Source organism: Hwanghaeella sp., assembly GCF_965227365.1.
Lineage (GTDB): Bacteria > Pseudomonadota > Alphaproteobacteria > UBA8366 > Aestuariispiraceae > Hwanghaeella.
Map to the genome: position 1 here is coordinate 3626328 of NZ_OZ245754.1, position 21194 is coordinate 3647521.

Below are 21194 nucleotides of genomic sequence, written 5' to 3' on the forward strand. Positions count from 1 at the left end.
TCGCCTCACCCGGCCGCATAGGGTTTCAGCACGAAGTCCATATCCGCCCGCACCGCCGCCTGATATTCGGCGAAAGTCATCCGTTCTCTCGAGGCCAGCTCGATGTAGTGCATGGTCTCAATCCGGAACAGAATACCGCCCAGTTTCTCGGTATCGCAGCCGCCCTTCAGCACGCCTTGTTCCTGCAGGACGTTCAGCATTCGGATGACGCGGGTTCGCAGGCGGTCGTTGAAGGTCGCGAACCTTTTCCCCAATACGGTCTGCCGCTGCAGGATGGAGAGACCGAACAGATTGCGCCAGTTCTCCTTGCCCAGATGGTTCAGGGAATGCGAGGTCATGGCGAAGAACACGCCGCAGACACCGTCGACCAGGTTTGCCGGCGGGTTGCAGATCAGTTCCTCGATTTCGCGCTCGACGAACCGGTCATGCAAGGTCACCAGCGTCAGCAGCAGGTCCGACTTGTTCTCGAAGTAGTTATACACCGTCCCGACCGACACCCCGGCGGCACGCGCGATGGTCTCGATCTTGGTTTCCTCATAGCCCACGGTGCGGAATTGATCCGCCGCCGCTTCGATGATCCGGCGCTCCCTGTCGGCCTTTTTTCGTTCTCTCAATCCTGTCATGTCGATCAGTTTGACTCATTTCAGGATCGGAGTCATAAAAAAATGAATGGGTTCATTTTTCCAAGAACCAAAAAATGGGTGGGCTGAATCCGATAGGGAACATTTGGGAGACTGAGATGAAACACGGTCATTTGGGATACGACCACATTCTGGGGACCCTGTCCGCCGCGGTTCGGCGCGCGGCCCTGGGCCTTCCGCTGGCGCTGACACTGGGCGCGACGAGCGGCCAGGCAGCTGAGGAATTGAACGCGCTGGTCTGGTGCGACCATACCGACCCGGCGCTGATCCAGCCGTTCGAAGAGAAGTTCGGCGTCAAGGTGAACCTCAAGGAGTACGAAGGTACGGGCGCCGCGCTCGCCATCGTCGAACAGTCTCAGCCGGGCGATTGGGACGTCTTCGTCCTTGACGGCGTCGACGTGCCGCGCGTCGCTGAATCCGGCCTGCTGGCCGAACTGCCGCAGGACCAGATGCCGTTGGACGACGTCTTCGGCGCGGTGCAGATGAAGGACATGACCTTCCGCGACGGCAAGATGTACGCCATCATGGAAAAGTTCGGCTACAACGTCATCAGCTACAACAAGGAAAAGGTCGACCCCGCCGACATGCGCGACCTGTCGACCCTGTGGTCCGACAAATACAAGGGCCGGATCGCAGTCTATGACTACTACATCCCGCTGATGGATCTTGTCGCCCTGAAGATGGGCGTGAAACCCTCCGACATCACCGCCGACATCCTGCCGGCGATGAAGGAGGAACTGTTCAAGCTGAAGGAAAACTCCGTCATGGTCGGCGATGTCGTCGCCTCCTCCACCGCGCTGGCGGTCGGCGAAGCGGATATCCTGATCGGCGGCGGCGAATGGGCGGTCTCCGTCCTGTCGGCGGAACAGCCGGAACTGGACTGGGTCCTGCCGGACCAGGGCGGAATGCTGTGGAGCCAGTCGCTGGCGGTTTTCGAGACCTCCAAGAACAAGGATCTCGCCATCGAATTCGTGAAATACGTCATGAGCCCGGAAGGCCAGGCGCGTCTCGCGACCTCCTCCTGCTTCTGGGGGATGCCGGCCAATGCCAAGGCCCGCGACCACCTGACCGAACAGCAGCGCGCGGCGCTGCGCTGGGACGAGCAGGAAGGCTTCCTGGCCAATTCGCATCGCTACTTCATTCCGGATGCGGAGCTGGACGGCCAGATGCTGGACGTGTGGACGGAGTTCCTGCAGCACTAAACCTGCACGACACCGTAAACGACACGGCATGGCAAACATGAAACAGCGGTTCCCCGGGCTTGGCGCCGATGGGCTGAGAGCCTGGGGATTCCTATTGCCGGCATTGTGCTGGACCCTGGCCTTTTTCGTCCTGCCGCTGGCGATCATGGCGCTTTATTCCCTGTGGAAGCGGGTCGGCCACAAACTGGTCACCGAGGTCTCGCTGCAGAATTACGAGGCCTTCTTCCAGAAATCCTTCCTGTACCAGTCGCTGATCAACTCGCTCGAAGTGACGGTCATCGTCACCCTGGTCAGCATCCTGCTGGCCTATCCGCTGGCCTATATCCTGGCGGAAAAGGTGCCGCCGCGCTGGCAGAGGATGGCCCTGATCCTGGCGATCCTGCCTTTCTGGACCTCCTATGTGGTGCGGTCCTACAGTTGGATCCTGGTCCTGTCGGAAGGCGGCATCCTGTCGAACTTCCTGCTCGATATCGGGTTGACCAGCGAGCCGATTTCCTTCGCCAACAGCCGGGGCGCGACGATCATCGGCTTCGTGCATTTCTTCGTCATGCTGCTGACCCTGACGATCTTCGCCAACCTGGTGCAACTGCCGAAGAACTATCGCCGGGCGGCGGCGGATCTGGGCGCCGGACCAATCCGGACCTTCATCCATGTCATCCTGCCGCTGACCCTGCCCGGCATCATGGTCGGCGCCTTCCTGACCTTCGTCCTCTGCATCGGCGATTACATCACGCCGGCAATCCTGGGCGGCAAACGCGAATTGCTGCTGCCGCAGACAATCATGCTGCAGATCGAACGGCGGGCCGATTTCCCGACCGCCTCGGCGCTCGCCATGATCCTGATGACGGTGGTCAGCATGGTCTATGTCGCCTGCGCGCGCTGGCTGAAACTGGACCGGATGTGAGGCGGGCGGCGATGCGGAACATCCCTTCCCTGCTCTATGCCCTGGCGATCTACGGCTTCATCTATCTGCCGGTCGCTGTCCTGGTTCTGTTCTCGTTCCAGGAATCGCGCGTGCCGATCCCGCCCTTCGACGGGCCGAGCCTGAAATGGTATGCCGCGCTGATGGCCGACAAGCGGGTCATCGACTCGCTGCTGAACTCGATCATCGTCGCCTTCGCCTCCTCGGCCGTGTCGGTGGCGCTGGGCTTCCTCGGCGCCTATGCGCTGGCCCGGCACAAGCTCCGCTTCGGCGGCTTCCTGCAGGGGCTGCTGACCGCGCCGCTGACGGTCAGCTATCTGATCATCGCCATGGGCCTGCTGATCACCTTCAACAATCTGGGCATTCCCAAATCGCTGCTGACCATCGGCATCGGCCATGTGGTGATCAACATGCCGCTATGCTTCGCGATCATCTTCAGCCAGATGGGCGCGCATCAGGCGAATATGGAACGCGCGGCGCGCGACCTGGGCGCGGCGGAATGGCAGGTCATCCTGCTGGTCAGCGTGCCGATGCTGTGGCCGGCGCTGTTCGCGGCCTTCTTCCTGTCCGTCACCTTTTCCTGGGATGAGTTCATCATCGCCTTCCTGGTCAGCCGTTTCGACGTCACCCTGCCGGTCGAGATCTGGTCGATGCTGCGCACCGGCCTGAACCCGAAAACCAACGCGGTCGGCAGCTTCGTCTTCCTGGTTTCCGTCTTCGTCGTGCTGGCGGCTGACCTGATCCTGTTCCGAAAGAAAAAGTCATGAGCGTACCGGCAGTAGAATTCCGCGGCATCGGCATGGATTTCGGTGAGAAGATCGCCGTCGCCGATATCGACCTGACCGTCGAGAAAGGGGAATTCGTCGTCCTGCTGGGTCCGTCCGGCGGCGGCAAGACGACCCTGCTGAACATCCTGGGCGGTTTCCTGACGCCGACCGCCGGCGCGGTCTTCATCGACGGGGAGGACGTCACCGCGATCCCGCCGGCCAAGCGCCCGACCACCACCGTCTTCCAGGACTATGCCCTGTTCCCGCATATGTCCGTCGGCGGCAATGTCGGCTTCGGGCTGAAGATGCGCCATTTCCCCAAGGGAGAACACGCGGGACGGATCGAAAGCGCACTGGAGATGGTCGGCCTCGCCCATCTGGCCGACCGCCGCATCCACGAATTGTCCGGCGGCCAGCGGCAGCGCATCGCGCTGGCCCGGGCGCTGGCGGTGGAGCCCTCGGTCCTGCTGCTGGACGAACCGCTCGGCGCGCTGGACATGAAGCTGCGCCGCCAGATGCAGGAGGAATTGAAGGCGATCCAGCGGCGGGTCGGCACCACCTTCGTGCATGTCACCCACGATCAGGAAGAGGCGATGGCCATCGCCGACCGGATCGTGGTGATGAACAATGGCAGCATCGAGGACCAGGGCCCGCCGGAACGGATCTATCTACAGCCAGCCTCGCGCTTCACCGCCGCCTTCATGGGCGAAAGCAATCTGATCGACGGGCGGGTCCGGGACACAGCGGGTGACAGGGTAACGGTGGAAACCGCGCTGGGCGCCTTTCCGGTCTCAGGCACGGCCGGCATGGGCGACGCCGCCGCGCTGGTCATCCGCCCGGAACACCTGCATATCGAACCGGGGGAGAACCGCCTGCCCCTCGGCGCGGCGACGGTGAAGGAAACCGGCTTCTTCGGCACCCATCACCAATGCCTGGCCGACCTGCCGGGACATGAGGGCACGCTTCGCATCCGCCTGCCGCAGCGCCTGTCGCCGACGGCGGGGACGGTCCTGCCGCTGTTCGCCGATCCGGCCGACATGGTCCTGGTGACGCGGTGAGGAGGAACTGATGGAACAGAAGCTGGAAGCCGCGACGGCGGAACAATGGTACCGGACCCGCGCGGTCGGCGACGGGGTGACCTGGATCGACGAGCCCTTCATCAAGGAATTCTACCGCTGCAACATCTGGCATGTGCGCGGCCGCGACCGGGACATGCTGGTCGATAGCGGCATGGGCGTGGTCAGCCTGCGCCAACATATTCCCCTGGTGACGGAAAAACCCTGCGCCGCGATCGCCAGCCATACCCATTTCGACCATATCGGCTGTCATCACGAATTCGAGGACCGGCGCGTCCACGCGGCGGAGGCGGATATCCTGGCCGACCCGACCCGCGCCGCGACCCTGGCCGATCCTTACGTGGAGGACGGCATCTTCACCAAGCTGCCGCCCGCGCCCTACAGCTCGACCGAATACGCGGTGCGCGCGGCCCCGGCGACGGTGGTGCTGCGGGCGGGCGACATCGTCGATCTGGGCGACCGGCATTTCGAGGTGATCCACACGCCGGGCCATTCGCCGGGCGGCATCATGTTGTATGAAAAGGCGAGCGAAATCCTGTTCTCCGGCGATACGGTCTATGACGGACCGCTGATCGACGATGCCTATCATTCCGATCTTGGCGACTATATCGCCTCCATGCGCCGCATCCTGGACTTGTCCGTGCGGACCATCCATGGCGGCCATTTCCCCAGTTTCGACGGCGAACGCTATCGCGATCTGATCCGTCAGTTCCTGGCGGAGAAGGACCGATAGGCGCCGCCTATTTCGGCTCCCGCGGTTCCCGCGGTTCGACGGTGAAATTCGGGGTATAGTTCTTGAACGGGTCGAATTCCGGATCGACCGCCTGGGCGCGCCGGAAGGTATCGCGCGCCTGCAGGCGCTTCAGATAGGCCATGACCTGCGGCGTGTAATGCTCGCCCAGACCGACCACTTCGCCCAGATGCAGGGCATAGCCGACCGCGATATCGGCGATGGTGAAACGTCCGGCGCAGAGATAGTCCCGCGTTTCCATATGATGATCCATCCGGCGCAGCCGCCCCAGGAACCATTTGGCGTAATCCTGCACCACCTGCGGCTGGCGCCGTTCCGGCGGCTCCATCGCGGAATAGCGCAGCGCGATCGCGGTCGGGAAGGTCAGCGTCGCGTCGCTCTGGAACAGCCAGTTCAGGTAATCGCCGTATTCGGGGTGGTCCTTGGCCAAGCCGAATTCGGCTTTCCCATATTTTTCGACCAGATACAGGCAGATGGCCGTGGACTCGGTCATCGCGACGGCGCCGCCCCCATCCCGATCCCCATCTCTATCGACAAAATAGGGCACCGTCCCCAGCGGGTTTATGTCGAGGAATTCCTTGTGCAGCGCGCGCGGCGGAAACGGAATCGTCTCCACCTCGTAATCGGCCCCCCGCTCCCAGCCCATTTCCTCCAGTGCCCAAAGCACCCGCAGCGACCGGCTGTTGTAACAATGCCAGAGTTTCATGACCTTCCCCGTCGATTGGACGGGGACAGATTACCCGGTTCGCACGATAGGGCCAGGGGGCGGAAACGGCGGACCGGATGCCTCAAACCGTCGCTGGTTCAACTTTCGAAAAATCGGTGCCTCAGGGCAGGTCTTCGAAGAACTCAACTTCGTCGGGATAGAGCTCCTTGGACATGAACCGCAATTGCCGTTCCACCCTGTCCGCCTCTTCCAGGGTCGGCGGCAGCGCAACGGGAATTACCTTGTCGAGCGATTTACCGTTCCTCACGGCATGGACCCATTCCCCGATGGCCGCAATATATTCATGAAATGCCGCGGGGCCGTTCGGGCATCGATCGGCGAAGATGACGGCGGGCGGCGCCGCGCTGCCGCCCTCGACGATCCAAATCCATTCCGGTGTGTTCCGCGACTCCGGTTCGATCCTGAAAAGGTAGACGCCGAAGAGGCCGGGACAATACAGTCCGATCCGGGACTCCAGAAGCTTTCGGTGCCATTTGAATCCCAGCAGGAACCACTCGGCCGTTTCATACATGTCATCGAAATCGCCGAGCCTGTCAGGATCGTCCGCGTATTTTTGTCGGGCAACGGATATCTCGGGAATTTTGTCGAGTTCGAGCGCCGTAGCTTCACCACGGGGTCTGGAGTCCGTTGCGTCACCACGGGTCTTGAAGAGCGACAAAAGCGCGGATTTCAGTGCGTTCAATACCATTGACCATGTCCCCAAACGTTCTTGCTGCACCGGTACGCCGAACAATCACGACACAACGACCCGCCGGCATTCCACGTCATCAAGATACGTAGGCGGCCTCATTCAAGAGACCGGATACACGCCCCATGAGTACAGCGCGTGCTGTCGGTCTGTAGACCTTCAATGGGTCTTGCTGGGCGGCGCAAGCGTCAATTTTCTCGTTTTAGATACCTAACTATCGCCACCATACATGATTGGTTGTATTTTTAAAGAACAAAAATGGAACGAATATGCAAAAAGGTTGGTTCCTGGTTAGGGAGTACCGCGCGGTTGAAGTGAAATGCTCATTTAGTGCCTATACAAGATCGGCTCTGTAGCGCTCGAGTATCTCCTCCTCCAAGAATTTGAGGCGGCTGTCCAATTGCTCAGCCCATTCAACCGTCGGCGGCACGTTCACCGGATAAAGCCCCTCGACGGACTCGCCCTTTTTCACGGCCTCCGTCCATTGCTTGCACAGTTCAATATATCCATGCAGCGCCCATGCTGGGTTCGGCGCATGGTCCGTCACCAGATATCCCGGCGGCACGTCGCCGACCACTACCCACAACCAGTCATCTTCTACCTCTTCGGTCTTTTCTATCCGGAAAAGAAATACGGAAACGACGCCGGGGACGAATATGCCGATACGAGATTCAGCAATTCCCGAGCACCAGGGATGTTTCAACAAGAACCGTTTCGCCTGTTCCAGAATTTCGTCGTATGCGGCGAGTTCGTCGGTTTCTCTCGTTTCCTCCGAAATCTCGACCATCCGCCGCCGAACGATCGAAACTTCGTGTGTTTTCTCCGGGCGTGCGGTCACGTCAATTTTCCTTCTCTCAAAAGTCTTCAGCAGGCGCCGCATCGCTGCACCGCTTCCTATCTATACTTTGCTTCGGCCGCCGCAGCTAACTCGTAGCAGATCGGATTTCATGAAATCACCGAGGGTTACATTATTCTGAATCGGTGTTTTTATTCCGGGCTTATGTGCGGTTCGAATGGCAAGATTTTTCTACGTAGAATTTCTTCGATGTATCGACGTCGAGCCCCCCAACGACGGGAATCCCCATTTTCTTTATGCAGCCTGATGTGAGCGCTTTTCGGCAGGGGCTTAATGTTACTGACGTGATCTATTCCTCCGTCAGCGAGCGGTACGATGTGATGGACATGCTGCCGCAGTCCCGTCTCCGGATCCAAGGGCCACTTTTTACCGTTTAGATCCTCCCACTCTTTTATCAATTGTCGGTTCGTCTTGTACTTGCTTTTCTTGATCAGACTAAAACCGATGCCGGGAGTTTTTTGAGCTTCTTCGCTTTCTATCAGCTCACGATATGCCTGCCATTTTTCGCGGTCCTCGGCCTTGTCGACCGATTTGTCGGTTTTTGGTTCTTGGTTGGTCGGTTGACGTTGGGGAGAAGGCCTACCGCGAAGATTTTGGCCGAACCTTGGGAAAGACGTGCTTCCCCGCCCCAAGCTGGGCCCACCCTCAAGCGCGGCGACCCAAATGTGCTTGTAATCGCCGAGCGCCACACTCGAATAATTCGAAAACTGTGAGAGTTCCCCGTCGAGAAGCGCCGCATGTTTGCCGGTGCGTTTCGACGTTTCAGCCGAGTGGCGGTAGAAATTTCCGTCCGCTCCCAGATAGGCAGCAAAGCCCACATACAAACCGTATTCGGAAGGGTCCGCATCGGGGTTCCGCTGCTGCCAATCCTTGAACGCCTGAAGCTCTGCACCGTCGATCAACTGCTCCGGCGGCGGGTTTAGATAGGCCTCCAACGAAACCTTTTGATTTGCCGCTGCCAATACATCTGCGTTTTCGGGCTTGTGCAGTTCGCCATAGAAGCGGCGAGCAATTTTCCGGGTCTCTTCGGGATTCTCTTTCCCCGCCTCAACCAAGGCTTGGTAGATACGATTGCCCCACGTACTCCATCCCTCGTCGGACCGTTTGGCGAGGTCCTCACGAGGGAGTGACTCGGGCGCGAGATCCTCTTCGGCTTGTTGCCGGACCAGTTCATGTAACTTGCGATCTTCGGCACCCTCTTCTGGGCCACGCTCAATCTCGGGTGCCGTCGCCGACGGTGCCAGATGCACACCAGGGTCTGGCACGTCCCGCGTATCCGCCAACCGGCCGTGATTTTCCGAGCGGCCGTCTTCCTGGAAGGATTGCGGGTTGGCGTCACGATGGGCGACAACCTGTTCCGGCGAACTGCCCGCTTCGACGAGGGAAAGCGCTTTCCGGAGACCAGGAGCCTCTATCTCGATACTCGCCTCATTCCGGATTGCATCTGCAATTTCCAGTGCACGGGCCTTATCCTGGCTTCCACCGATTTCCCACTGGGCGGTAATACGGTTGACAACTATGGGCGGAATAGCGCCGACGGCACGAGAATAGGCGACGATATCCGGCGGGGCAGGCCACCCTGTGAGACGATGCAGGCAACGTCTGGACACGTCCTGACGAAAGGGTGGGTACGATAGCTTTTTGAACAGGCTCTTGTTCGTTTCATTTCGAGCGAGCAGCCAGTGTTCAAAGTGGCAGTCGAGCCAAGGTTGATCGCCTTCCACGATTCCAAGAGCGGTTCCGCTCTTCGATTCGTTCCTATTCAGCCCCGCGATTGCGTTGTCGATCCTAGCCAGCGCGTCGTCCCGCTCGCGCTCGAACGAAAGTCGCTCCGCCAGAATTCCATCCAATCGGTCCAAGGCCGCAGCGTCGAGTTGACCCTCCGACCGAGCCACGTCCAGGACTTCACGTGCATCGGCAGGTGCTTCGTCCCCGTCAAGCAGATACAAATGCAATTCAGCGGTTCGGTCGGCTACAGCCTTCCGTGCCGCAGCACCCCGTTTCACCCTCTCGACAGCTTCCTGATGGCGCTGGTCTTGCAGACGGCCACGTAGGCGCGCGCGCAATGGTGTCTTTGCTGTCCCATTTACCGGGAACGCGCTGTCCGCGAGCGTTTCGTCGGCGCCCGCAACAAACGCTTCCATGCCCGGAAGGCCGGCCCGTTGTGCCGCCGCATCAAACCCGGCCATGAGCGAGCGTGTCGCCAACTCATCGCGTAGATCGGCTACCTCCTGATCAAGGCTCTCTTCGTCGAGGTCATTCCGGTCGGACAGCGCTTGTCTGAAAATCGTAAGGCCCGCCTCCAGATCTATTTGCGTGTTGGGCGGGGGATCTTTTGCTTGATCGGTCTCATCACCCCCTCGCCCTAGCTGGTCCGCCGCCGCCAAAAGACCCGCCCGCAACCGTTCCGCCCGCTCGATACCGCGCCGTTGAGGATCCTCCTGTACCGGATCCAAGAACGGATCCGCATGCTGCAAACGAGCCAAGGCCGACTGTAGATTTTTTCCTACGAGGCTCTCAGGGAACCGCCACAGGCGCCTCCCGGTGCCTGCGCCAAAAGAGAATGGACCGGACGAACCGTTTCCGCGCATCCCGAGACGCTCCTGTCATTGTGCTGAGAGAGGAAGACGGCGGGCGCGCGGCGCATTTGGAAAATGCCGCTACCTGATAGGGAGGGTTGCGGAACCCTAGCCAGCCGATATGGAATTTATATACACTTATTCAGTGTATGTCAATAAATTTCCATTTATCGGAATATTTAATTTCCAAGCCAAAGCTTAGTGCCTGGAATTTCTAATCGAAATGCGCGGCAGAAAGAAAAAAGGCCGATGAGAAATCATCGGCCATACGTCGTTGCCTCTAGGCCAGGAAATGGAATTTTAATACCTATCAATCCAACGATTTGACAGTGGATTTGCAGTGACATGGCCTTAATCGCGGCAGGTCACCAAATTTCCAGCTGCGGCTAACACAGACTCACTAGGAGGATAAATTATATCAAAATCTTCAACGGCCTTAATCGCGCGGCCGATTGCGGCAATCCCCCATGCTCGAGCTTATCAATTAATTCGTCCGCCGATAGGTTCGATTTGGAGAGGTTTTGTCGTGTCTGCCGCAAAGCGCCAAGAACTGTGGTCTGATCGATATCTATCTGATTGATAAGAAAATCGTCAGGGTGAATCGCCTGAACTCCATACGCCGCAAGGGTGTTGTCGGGAAAGTCTTTTAGATTGAAAGTTACAATGGCATCAGCCTTACCCATTATCGCCGCGGCCAATACGTGCCGGTCATTTTCATCAGGGAGCTCCAGCGAAGGGATTAATTCCTCATACCCTTCCACGAGGCAGTCTCGCACAGCTTCGTTCATTGCATCACAGCATTTGCGCAATACAACCAAGTCCGCACCAGTATTTGCGTTAACTGCTTGAATCCACTCTTCATTGATGCATCTTGTCCAACGCGCCCAAAATACGCCGGTCTGCGCTATATGTATCAACACAGAGCGCAAAACCGACGGGTATAGGACATTTGCGTCTAGGACCGCGCAGTAACTCACATAAGCCCCAATTCCTCGGCTATCTTGTCGGCTTCGGCAGCCTTCCGAAGCCGATATTCGTCGTCGTTAGTTTTGTACTCGATCAGATCGGTAAACATCATTTTTCGATGCGAACCGACCATGTGGTGTTTGATTTCACCGCTGTCGATCAACTTAGTTAAATGGGTTCGCGACATCCCTAAAAATTTCGCCGCCTGCACCGTTCCTAGAACAGTATCCTGGCTCACGACCGTAACCGGTTTACCATCGCTTAATCCAACCAAAGCATCCAAGAGAACACGCACAACCGGCGCGGGAAGCTTAAGTGACAGAGAATCACCATTCCGTCGCATCTCAAGTTCGACTGGCTCGTCTCCATCCCTCAATTTAGCCAATAGTCGACTTGCTTCCTTTGCTAATAGGATATCTTCCTGATCCGGAACGACGTTCCTTGCTGTGGCGGGCATTTTTGCGTTCTCCTAAAACTCGCTCGAACCGACCTCCCAGCCAGCTCGGCTATACCCAGGATATAGTGTATAAGTGCCATAAGTGCAATAACCGACATAAGTGCCAAAAACGGACATCGAAGCTGAACGGTTAAATTTTTCCTTCAAAATCAGTTCCCTGCCTGAATTCGGTCAGTGTACTCGACAATGCAACGACGGGCCCCTGTCTCGTCGGACAAGAAAGGGTCGCCAACCTTTACCAATGGACCGGACGTGCTGCTTCCGCGCATCCCGAGACACTCCTGTCATTGTGCTGAGTGGAAGGACGGCGCCCGGGCGGCGGGTTTGGAAAAGCCGCTATCTGAGAGGGGGCGTTGTGCCCCCCTCGCTAGCCAAAAGGGAAGTTTAACACCTATCCGTCCGATACCATGGCTATCGGCATCAACAGGTAAGCGGGTACCCACTCACCCCCAATCCAAAACCACCTTGCCGCTCTTACCGCTGAGCATGGCGTCGAAGCCCTTTTCCAACTCGTCGACCGGGAAGCGGTGGGTGATGATGCGGGACCAGTCGACCGGCGACTTGCCGGGGCTGAAGCCCAGCATGGCGATGCGGCCGCCCATCACCAGCGCCTCGACCATCTGGTCCAGGGCGGGCTGCGCGCCGCTCATCTCCAGCCCGATATCGAAACCTTCGCGCATGCCGAGCCCGTGCATGACGGATTTCAAATCGGTCTCCGCCACGTTCACCGGCATGACGTCGGCGACATGGCCGGCCAGGTCCAGGCGGTCCTGGTTCACATCCGTGGTCACCACATGGCGCACAACTGGCGTTGAGTTCAGCGATCCAACACAAGGCACAAGGAAATGCACAGGCCGACATCAAGGGAGCGAGGTAGAGAATCTATATATTTGCACTGTCACCGTTTCTAAACATAGTAATGATCGAGTATACGGCGCGCTCGTGCTCAGGCACTGGGTGTGATAGAGGGTCCTGGGCCGTCCTTTGTCATACTGTCACTCCGGCAAGTAATTTTCTGCCCAGCTTTCTCCGGCGGCGCCCTCGTCCATCATGGCCTGAATCTCACTTTCCGCATAGCCCAGTCGGGCTAGTATTGAACGTGTGTCCCGTCCGTATTTTGGAGCGGCGTCTGGAATGGTTATCGCTGCCTTCGACGGTCGTACAGCGTTCGGTGCAACAAGGTCGACCCATCGACCCATGGGGTGTTGGTCGTGGCGGATTGCGCGGAAGGTTGCGTCCCTGATGTCGATTTGGCCGCTGCTTTCGAGCACCAGTCCATCCTCTCGAGTCTGGTGCAGCGAACCCAGGGGAACTACTCCGCTCGAAGAACCCGCGAAGGCCTTTGCCCAGAATGAAATCGGTTTCGTTGCAAACCTCGCGGCAAGCGCGTCTGTCATTATCGCCCCATCTTCGTTTGGCATACCGGCGAGTTCCGGCACGCGCTCCAACGCTGCCTGCCGTTCCGTCGGTGCAGCAAAGAACATCCAGCCGTCTGACGCCTTGTAACAGTGATAGAACGGACCCCAGCCGCGCACATCACGACCCGACGGTTCGTCAAAAGGATTTCGGCCCTCGAAGTCATACATGAACTGAGCCTGGATCATCTCACCTGAGGCGGCGAGAGCCGCCCTGGCAATACCACCATTGCCAGTCATCCTCAGACGCTCCAGTGCCGCACCAAGAGCAACGCAGGCACAGTAGCCCGTCAGTGCATCGATAGTGCCAAAGTGAGCATGTTCTTCCGGGGTCTCAGGTCCACCGCCAAATCGCGTCATCACGCCGGTCGCGGCTTGTGCGAGATCGTCATAGCCTAGATGATCCGACTTCGGTCCGCGCCTGGGCCCACCAAACGCATCCAACTGAACCAAAATCAGACGGGGATTGATTGCTTTCAGTCGAGCTTCGGACAGGCCAAGTGCCTCACGCTGCTGATCTGTACAATTCATCGTAATAACATCTGATTGCGCGACTAGTTTCCATAGTGCGTTGCGCCCAGCCTCTGAACCAAGATCAAGAAGAATGCTGTCCTTGCCGCGCTGCGAGTGCAGTCCAAAGACGACCGCGTTCCAAGGGTCGACGGACGGCTCCACAGGTTGCACCAAGGTCACCTCTGCCCCGAAGCGCACAAGTGTCGAGCCAATGGTCGGGCCAGCAATCACGTTAGTCAGATCGAGCACTTTGAGACCACCAAGCCATGCGCCCGCCCGTTCCTCGATGCCTGATGAAACTCTCGTGGGTTCAGCCAGGATTGCGGCCAGATCCCTGCGAAGATCATCCTCAATTGGTCCCGCCCGTTTTGCTAAAGCGCCAGCGTCGTCATCAAGCCACGCGACATTACCCATCTGTCGCATCGGCCCATAACGAGGGTCTTCCACCTCGACGACCAGGCCAGAGGCGATCGCGTGAGGATCACCCAGCCATTCCCGGGTGCTGCGTTGCGCGGTGGCCGGAGCCTTGGCGGAACCAAACAGTTCTTCCCACTCATGCGAGGGTCGCGTCCGAAATGCGGTCTTCATAGCATCGGAAATCCGGGCCCGGTCGCGAACGCCGACGGGATAGTTCCTGAGAGACCACTCGTCGGGCCAGTCCTTGCTGTCGAGATAGGCATCGAAATCGGGTAGCTCCGCCAACAGGTCGTCGAGGCCGAGCGTTCTGAGAACCCTCGCCGGATGGTTCGCAATCGACCCGGCGACCACATAGAAACCACGCCCGTCGGCGCAGGCGTAAGTCCGGTAGAAAGGATCGAGAAACTCGGAAAGCTGGGCGTAGCTGAGATCGTTCTTGAGTCCTGACTTCGCGCGCCGTTCCAGTTCCACCTCGCGCGGCGACTTGTAGCGCTCCGGGTAATCCTCAATCTGTTCGCAGTTGTAAACCAGCCCCTCCAGCAACGCAGAAGCCAACGGCACTTCGATATGGTCTCCCCCTGATCTATCGCGCGCGATGAGAGCGAAGAGGACAGACATCGTGCCGAACGCGGCACCATAGGCCGAGGCCAGTCCCAACGGCGTGAATGAGGGGTTGATGCCCATCAGTCGTCGATTGAGCCCCATGTCGGTGAACTGGCCGGTGCGTGCAGCAATCACGGCCTCCCAGGCGGCGAGGCCTTCAAACTCGGGGTCATTCGACGAGAAGCCGGGGAGCGACAGCGAGACGATGGTTGGATTGGCCTGTTTTTGAGTCTCGGGACCGAGTCCAAGGCGCGTCATGACACCGGGACGAAAGTTTTCGATCACAACATCCGACCGGCGCACAAGGTCTAGCGCCATGATACGTCCCGCATTCGTCTTGAGGTCGATCGTCAACGCGCGTTTGCCTCGCGACAACATGTCGAACGCCGGATCTCTCCATCGCGGACCACCGGGCGGGTCGATCCGGATCACGTCCGCACCGAGGTCGGCGAGCATCATGCCGACGAGCGGACCCGCCAGGTAGTGGCCAAAATCAAGAACACGAATGTGCGAGAGTGGGCGGGACTGCATGACCGGGATATCCTTCTCATGAAGCGGCAATTCCGATCACTCTAGAAAAGTGACGCGATTTGACTAATACTCATTCTGCCAATTTTGAGACTGATTCTGCCAAGCTGTGTGATGCATATCTCTTTCATACTGTTCAATAAGTTCTCCAACATGGCTTTGGCGTGTCTGCTTGAGCCTCTGCGGGTCGCGCGCGATCAGTCGGGTGCCGACATTCGCTGGAGCATTTTCACCGAAGATGACCGAGTCGTGACCAGTTCCAGTGGGCTGACCGTGTCGCCGCAAGAGAGTCTGAACATAGCAGCACCGTCCGATCTTGCGGTGATCATCGGTGGAGATGAGTTTCGGGACTGCAAGGGTGCAGCACTCAGACGCAACCTGAAGCCGTTCCTGAAAGACGCTACCTTGATCGCGGGAGACACAGGATCGTGGTTGTTGGCACGTGCCGGCTTGCTGAATGGCCGACGTGCGACGATCCATTGGCAGGTCTTGGAAGAGTTCGCAGAAGAGTTCCCGGAGATCGAGGTTCTTGCTGATCGTTTCGTAAAAGATGGTCGATTCTGGTCCTGTGGCAGCGCGGCAGCGGCACTCGACCTGATGTTGGACTACATCAGTGACCGGTTCGGACCTGCTATTGCATTCGATGCGGCTGCGATGTTCTTGCATGATAATGCACGTCGGCACGGCGCATCATTCCCTAAGCAGGCAATGGCCCAGAATGTCTCGCGTAAACTCAGATCGGTTATCACGATCATGTCCGAGACGCTGGAGACGCCTCACTCGATCCCTAGGATCGCACAACATGTCAACGCGTCCGAGCGATCGCTGCGACGATTGTTCTGGTCGGAACTACGAACCACGCCAGGGCGGTATTATCTATTGCTTCGTTTGGCGCGTGCTCGTGAACTGATTCGGTACAGTCAACTCGATACAAACCAGATCGCCCTGCGTTGCGGCTTTGCAAACGCTACGACGTTGTCGAGAAGCCTGCGAGCAAACTTCAAAGCTGACCCGAAGCAACTTCAATGAGTCGCCTCAAGAGTTGAACACTGACCGACCAAGGTAAACCAAGATGTCTGTTGCTGGCTATGACCGCTCGTAAAGACGCCCCCCAAGCTACGTCCGCAGATCGAAGATAATCGGACCTATATACGCCGCCATCCTTGGTCCCCGCCTGCTTCCTATCTGCTTCCTGCAAAGCAAAACTGCCTAGCGATTGTATCGCTAAGCCGTTGATGAAATTGGTTGCGGGGACAGGATTTGAATCTGTGACCTTCAGGTTATGGACCTGACTGCCACAGATTCGTCAGCGACATACCCACATTGACTTACCCCCAATCCAACACAACCTTCCCGCTCTTACCCGACATCATCGCGGCAAACCCCTGTTCGAACTCGTCGACCGTGAAGCGGTGGGTGATGATGCGGGTGATGTCCAGGCCGTTTTCCAGCATGGCGATCATCTTGTACCAGGTTTCGAACATCTCGCGCCCATAGACGCCCTTGATGGTGATGGCCTTGAAGACGATGCGGGACCAGTCGACCGGCGACTTGCCGGGGCTGAAGCCCAGCATGGCGATACGACCGCCCATCACCAGCACCTCGACCATCTGGTCCAGGGCGGGCTGCGCGCCGCTCATCTCCAGCCCGATATCGAAGCCTTCGCGCATGCCGAGGCCGTGCATGACGGATTTCAAATCGGTTTCCGCCACGTTCACCGGCATGACGTCGGCGACATGGCCGGCCAGGTCCAGGCGGTCCTGGTTGATATCGGTGATGACGACATGGCGCGCGCCGGCATGGCGGGCGACGGCGGCGGCCATGATGCCGATCGGCCCGGCGCCGGTGATCAGCACGTCCTCCCCCACCAGGTCGAAGGAGAGCGCGGTGTGAACCGCGTTGCCGAGCGGGTCGAGGATGGCGCCGATCTCGTCGGGGATGACATCCGGCAGCGGGATGGCGTTGAAGGCCGGCAGGCGCAGATATTCCGCGAAAGCGCCCTGCACGTTGACGCCGATGCCCTTGGTTTCCGGGTCCAGGTGGAACCGGCCGGCGCGGCTCTGCCGGCTGTGCATGCCGATCAGATGGCCTTCGCCGGACACCCGCTGACCGATGGTGAAGTCGGTGACGTCGCGGCCCATCTCGACGATCTCGCCGGCGAATTCATGGCCGGTGATGAGGGGGACGGGCACGGTCTTTTGCGCCCAGTCGTCCCAGTTCCAGATATGCACGTCGGTGCCGCAGATGCCGGTCTTGTGAATGCGGATCAGCACGTCGTCCGGCCCGATTTCCGGCACCGGCGCGGTTTCCATCCACAGGCCGGTTTCCGGTTTGGACTTCACCAAGGCCTTCATCACCGAAGGATGGTCGGCTTTCAGCGGAGGCGCGGCGGCGAGTTCGATATCGGTCATGGTTTCCGGTCCGGATTACAGGTCAAATGGCGCCGACGGCTTTGCCGGCGCGTTCGAAGGCGGTGAGGGCGAAGTCGAGATCCGCCTCGGTCAGGGCGGCGTTCATCTGGGTGCGGATGCGCGCCTTGCCCTTGGGCACGACGGGGAAGAAGAAGCCGGCCACATAGACGCCTTCCTCATAGAGTTTCGCGGCCATCGACTGCGCCAGCCGCGCATCGCCCAGCATCACCGGCACGATCGGGTGTTCGCCCGGCAACAGGTCGAAGCCGAGCGCATCCAGCCCGGCGCGCCATTTGGCGGCGTTGCGGAACAGCGCGGCGCGCAGATCGTCGCCCTGCTCTACCAGGTCGATCGCGGCCAGGCCCGCCGCGACGATGGCGGGCGGCAGGGAATTGGAAAACAGGTAGGGGCGCGCGCGCTGACGCAGCAGGTCGATCACCGGCTGCGGCCCGGCGATATAACCCCCGATGCTGCCGCCCAGCGCCTTGCCCAATGTGCCGGTCAGGATATGGACGCCGTCGGCAACACCGCAATGGGCGGGCGTTCCCCTGCCCTGCGGCCCCATAAAGCCGGTGGCGTGGCAGTCGTCGACCATCACCATCGCATCGTATTGTTTCGCGAGCGCCGAGATTTCCGGCAGCTTGGCGAGATAGCCGTCCATGGAGAAGACGCCGTCCGTCGCGATCATGATGAAACGCGCGCCATCGGCCTTGGCCTGCTTCAATTGGCTTTCCAGGTCGGCCATGTCGGAATTCGCATAGCGATAGCGCTTGGCCTTGCAGAGGCGGATGCCGTCGATGATGGAGGCATGGTTGAGCGCGTCGGAGATCACCGCGTCCTCCGGTCCCAGCAGCGGTTCGAACAGCCCGCCATTGGCATCGAAACAGGCGGCGAACAGGATCGCGTCGTCCTTGCCGAGGAACCCGGCGATGCGCTGTTCCAATTCCCGGTGCAGGTCCTGGGTGCCGCAGATGAAGCGCACGCTGGCCATGCCGAAGCCGCGCGTATCGAAGGCCTGTTTCGCCGCCTCAATCAGTTTCGGATTGTCGGCGAGGCCGAGATAGTTGTTGGCGCAGAGATTGACCACACCGTCCCGATGCGGGCCGCCGGGCTTGCCGTCCAGGTCGACGCCGATCCGCCCCGATTGCGGGGAGACGATAAGGCGTTCCCGCTTGTACAGGCCTTCCGCCTCGATCCCTTTCAGGGTTTCGGCGATGTGATCCAAAAAGCCGGTCGACATGGTTCCTGATCCTTCCCGTTTCCCGCTTCGGCGGGGAACAACCGCTGTTCGTTAAATCAGACGCAAATCCGCTATAACGGATTTATCGGTATATTGGAAGTTTTTCCTTTATAACGGATACCAACATCCGGTTACCGCCCCGCCCTGTCCGGCGGCGGGTCGCGGACAGTCTAGCTGTTTTCGACGATCAGCAGTACCCGTGCCGCGCCGCCCTGCGCGCGGATGGCATGCGGGCGGTCGGCGGCATAGCGCGCGGTATCCCCGGCGGAAAGTTCGACGGCGGCCCCGTCCGATTCCGCGGTCACTGCCCCTTCCATAACGGTCAGGTGCTCGCGGCAGCCGGGCCGATGCGGGTCGCTGACCAACGCGCCGCCCTTCTTGAAGGCGATGTCGTAGACCTCATGCTTTCCGGCCTGATCCGGCGGGCTGAGGATGCGGATGCGACAGCCGTCGCCCTGGCTGTCGATCGTCGGCGTGCGGTCGGCGCGCATCACCTCGGCGATCGGGCTTTCCGCCGTGCCGGAACTGTCCAGCAGGCCGGCGAAATCGACCTGCAGGGCGCGGGTCAGGTTCCACAGGGTGGCGACCGTCGGGCTCGATTCCCCGCGCTCGATCTGCGACAGCATGCTCCGCGAGACGCCGGAAAGCTTGGCGACCTGGTCCAGGCTCAAGCCTTTCTGCTTTCGCGCCTCCTTAAGGCGCGGGGCCAGTTGGCTCATGATGTCGTGCGGCGCATTCATGGCTTTATTGGCGGTCCGGAACCCGTATCCGTCAACCGGTTTCGGCAAATCCACGCCATGACATTCGTCGCTCAGGTGAAAGACAGGCCGGGCGATCCTTGTTACGGACGAAGTCCTTCCGAGACACCGCCTGTTATAAGGATTCCGTCATGTGCGCCGCATCGACAACCAGACGCCCGAACATCCTGCTGATCATGGCCGATCAGTTGGCCGCCCAGTTCCTGCCCTGTTACGGGCATCCGCTGGTGCAGGCGCCGACCTTGTCGAAACTGGCGGATGAAGGCGTGGTTTTCGATGCCGCCTATACGAACTCCCCCCTCTGCGCGCCGAGCCGCTTCGTGATGATGTCCGGCCGCCTGCCGACCAAAATTGCCTCCTGGGACAATGCGACGGAGTTTCCGGCGGAAGTGCCGACCTTCGCCCATTACCTGGAAGCGGAAGGTTACCGCACCTGCCTCAGCGGCAAGATGCATTTCGTCGGGCCGGACCAGTTGCACGGTTATCGCGACCGGCTGACGACCGATGTCTATCCGTCCGACTTTACATGGCATCCGGAATGGGACCGTCCGACCGAGCGGCTGGACTGGTTCCACAATATGGAGGTGGTGACCAAGGCCGGGCCCTGCATGCGGTCGATGTATCTGGACTATGACGACGAGGCCGTCTTCAAGGCCAAGCGGTACATCTTCGACCGGGCGCGCGACAAGGGCACCGGAGATGCGGAGCCCTTCATGCTGACCGTCTCCATGATCCAGCCGCACGACCCCTATCTGTGCCGGCAAGACAAATGGGACCTGTACCGGGAGGACGAGATCGACCTGCCGAAGGTGCCGCTCGGCTCCCACACGGCGCATCCGATGGAAGAACGCCTACGCTATGGCTATGGCGCGACCGATGTGGATCTGGACGAGGCGACCCTGCGCCGCGCGCGGCGGGCCTATTACGGCAGTATCTCCGATATCGACGACAAGGTCGCGGACCTAATGCAGGCGCTGCAGGAGGCGGGCCTGGCCGAGGACACGATCGTGATCTTCACCGGCGACCATGGGGATATGCTGGGCGAGCGCGGCATGTGGTTCAAGATGAGCTATCTGGAAAACTCCGCCCGCGTGCCGATGGTCGTGCATGCGCCGAAACTGTTCTCACCGGGCCGGGTGAAGGAAGCCGTCTCCCTGGTCGATCTGCTGCCGAGTTTCGCGGAAGTCGCGCGGGACGGCAAACAGGGCGACTACGCCACCCCGATCGAGGGACGGTCGCTGCTGCCGCATCTGTCGGGCGGCTCGGGCCATGACGAGGTGATCGGCGAATATTTCGGCGAAGGCACCGATACGCCGGTCTTCATGATCCGCCGGGGTGCGATGAAGCTGATCGATTCCGGGCCGGGTGATCCTCTGCAATTTTACGATGTCGAGGCCGACCCGACCGAAGTGAACAATCTGGCGGAGGATCCGGCACATACGGATGCGGTCCACCGGCTGACGCAGGAAATCGCAGCCAAATACGACCGCCCGGCCCTGAAGGAAACGGTTCTGGAAAGCCAGCGCCGCCGGAAATTCCTGAAAGGCGTGATGCGCAAGCAGAAGCTCGACTGGGATCACAACCCGGCCCAGGACGCGGCGCATGAGTATATCCGCAACTCGCTGCCGATCTACGAGTTGGAAAAACGCGGGCGTTTTCCGGCTGTGTGATCGGCGG

Annotated in this window: 19 protein-coding genes and 1 tRNA gene; 7 read left to right on the plus strand and 13 right to left on the minus strand. The window is 59.6% G+C overall.

The window, feature by feature from the left end; all coding sequences use genetic code 11:
* Window positions 1-5 precede the first annotated feature (5 nt).
* Window positions 6-623 carry a TetR/AcrR family transcriptional regulator gene (locus ACQK2G_RS16640; protein WP_425406160.1) on the minus strand — a complete coding sequence of 206 codons (618 nt, stop codon included), beginning with the start codon at window positions 621-623 and terminating at the stop codon, window positions 6-8.
* A 116-nt stretch (window positions 624-739) separates the two neighbouring features.
* On the opposite strand from ACQK2G_RS16640, the gene ACQK2G_RS16645 reads away from it, so the two are divergent.
* Genes ACQK2G_RS16645 through ACQK2G_RS16665 form a run of 5 tightly spaced genes read left to right on the plus strand, consistent with a single transcriptional unit; the run spans window position 740 to window position 5341 of the window.
* Window positions 740-1843 carry an ABC transporter substrate-binding protein gene (locus tag ACQK2G_RS16645; protein ID WP_425406161.1) on the plus strand — a complete coding sequence of 368 codons (1104 nt, stop codon included), beginning with the start codon at window positions 740-742 and terminating at the stop codon, window positions 1841-1843.
* Between the two features lie 37 nt (window positions 1844-1880).
* On the plus strand, window positions 1881-2747 hold the full coding sequence (locus ACQK2G_RS16650) for an ABC transporter permease (RefSeq protein WP_425406162.1): 867 nt from the start codon (window positions 1881-1883) through the stop codon (window positions 2745-2747).
* A gap of 11 nt (window positions 2748-2758) precedes the next feature.
* On the plus strand, window positions 2759-3532 hold the full coding sequence (locus ACQK2G_RS16655) for an ABC transporter permease (RefSeq protein ID WP_425406163.1): 774 nt from the start codon (window positions 2759-2761) through the stop codon (window positions 3530-3532).
* Entirely contained in the window at window positions 3529-4590 is a 1062-nt protein-coding gene (locus ACQK2G_RS16660; protein WP_425406164.1) for an ABC transporter ATP-binding protein, read from the plus strand. The genes ACQK2G_RS16655 and ACQK2G_RS16660 overlap by 4 nt, the downstream gene beginning before the upstream one ends.
* 10 nt (window positions 4591-4600) lie before the next feature.
* Window positions 4601-5341, plus strand: coding sequence for an MBL fold metallo-hydrolase (locus tag ACQK2G_RS16665; protein ID WP_425406165.1), 741 nt, complete (start codon window positions 4601-4603; stop codon window positions 5339-5341).
* 7 nt (window positions 5342-5348) lie between these two features.
* Here ACQK2G_RS16665 and ACQK2G_RS16670 read toward each other — a convergent pair whose 3' ends face one another.
* The 8 genes from ACQK2G_RS16670 to ACQK2G_RS16705 form a co-directional block, all read right to left on the minus strand.
* Window positions 5349-6065 (minus strand): glutathione S-transferase family protein, encoded by a 717-nt coding sequence (locus ACQK2G_RS16670; RefSeq protein ID WP_425406166.1) that lies wholly within the window; start codon window positions 6063-6065, stop codon window positions 5349-5351.
* Window positions 6066-6186: 121 nt separating this feature from the next.
* Window positions 6187-6774: a hypothetical protein gene (locus ACQK2G_RS16675; protein ID WP_425406167.1), complete on the minus strand. Its 588-nt coding sequence runs from the start codon at window positions 6772-6774 to the stop codon at window positions 6187-6189.
* Window positions 6775-7108: 334 nt separating this feature from the next.
* Window positions 7109-7654, minus strand: a complete 546-nt coding sequence (locus ACQK2G_RS16680; protein WP_425406168.1) for a hypothetical protein — start codon at window positions 7652-7654, stop codon at window positions 7109-7111.
* A gap of 107 nt (window positions 7655-7761) precedes the next feature.
* Entirely contained in the window at window positions 7762-10221 is a 2460-nt protein-coding gene (locus ACQK2G_RS16685; protein WP_425406169.1) for an HNH endonuclease signature motif containing protein, read from the minus strand.
* Window positions 10222-10622: 401 nt separating this feature from the next.
* Window positions 10623-10997, minus strand: coding sequence for a hypothetical protein (locus ACQK2G_RS16690; protein ID WP_425406170.1), 375 nt, complete (start codon window positions 10995-10997; stop codon window positions 10623-10625).
* 185 nt (window positions 10998-11182) lie between these two features.
* Window positions 11183-11632, minus strand: a complete 450-nt coding sequence (locus ACQK2G_RS16695; RefSeq protein WP_425406171.1) for an excisionase family DNA-binding protein — start codon at window positions 11630-11632, stop codon at window positions 11183-11185.
* A 443-nt stretch (window positions 11633-12075) separates the two neighbouring features.
* Window positions 12076-12483 (minus strand): zinc-binding dehydrogenase, encoded by a 408-nt coding sequence (locus tag ACQK2G_RS16700; RefSeq protein ID WP_425406172.1) that lies wholly within the window; start codon window positions 12481-12483, stop codon window positions 12076-12078.
* A 144-nt stretch (window positions 12484-12627) separates the two neighbouring features.
* A complete protein-coding gene (locus ACQK2G_RS16705; protein WP_425406173.1) occupies window positions 12628-15141 on the minus strand; it encodes a CoA transferase in 2514 nt (837 codons plus the stop codon).
* Window positions 15142-15222: 81 nt separating this feature from the next.
* Between ACQK2G_RS16705 and ACQK2G_RS16710 the strand changes: the two genes are divergently transcribed.
* Window positions 15223-16137 carry a GlxA family transcriptional regulator gene (locus ACQK2G_RS16710; RefSeq protein WP_425406174.1) on the plus strand — a complete coding sequence of 305 codons (915 nt, stop codon included), beginning with the start codon at window positions 15223-15225 and terminating at the stop codon, window positions 16135-16137.
* Window positions 16138-16350: 213 nt separating this feature from the next.
* Here ACQK2G_RS16710 and ACQK2G_RS16715 read toward each other — a convergent pair.
* The 4 genes from ACQK2G_RS16715 to ACQK2G_RS16730 all read right to left on the minus strand — a co-directional run bounded on the left by ACQK2G_RS16715 (window position 16351) and on the right by ACQK2G_RS16730 (window position 19553).
* Window positions 16351-16446 (minus strand) — tRNA-Leu (locus ACQK2G_RS16715).
* Complete coding sequence (gene tdh / locus ACQK2G_RS16720) at window positions 16437-17519, minus strand: L-threonine 3-dehydrogenase (protein WP_425406175.1); 1083 nt, start codon at window positions 17517-17519, stop codon at window positions 16437-16439. Before tdh ends, ACQK2G_RS16715 begins: the two co-directional genes overlap by 10 nt.
* A 22-nt stretch (window positions 17520-17541) precedes the next feature.
* Window positions 17542-18759 (minus strand): glycine C-acetyltransferase, encoded by a 1218-nt coding sequence (locus ACQK2G_RS16725; protein WP_425406176.1) that lies wholly within the window; start codon window positions 18757-18759, stop codon window positions 17542-17544.
* A 170-nt stretch (window positions 18760-18929) separates the two neighbouring features.
* Window positions 18930-19553, minus strand: coding sequence for a helix-turn-helix domain-containing protein (locus tag ACQK2G_RS16730; RefSeq protein ID WP_425406177.1), 624 nt, complete (start codon window positions 19551-19553; stop codon window positions 18930-18932).
* 95 nt (window positions 19554-19648) lie between these two features.
* Between ACQK2G_RS16730 and betC the strand changes: the two genes are divergently transcribed.
* Window positions 19649-21187: a choline-sulfatase gene (gene betC / locus ACQK2G_RS16735; RefSeq protein WP_425406178.1), complete on the plus strand. Its 1539-nt coding sequence runs from the start codon at window positions 19649-19651 to the stop codon at window positions 21185-21187.
* Window positions 21188-21194 lie beyond the last annotated feature (7 nt).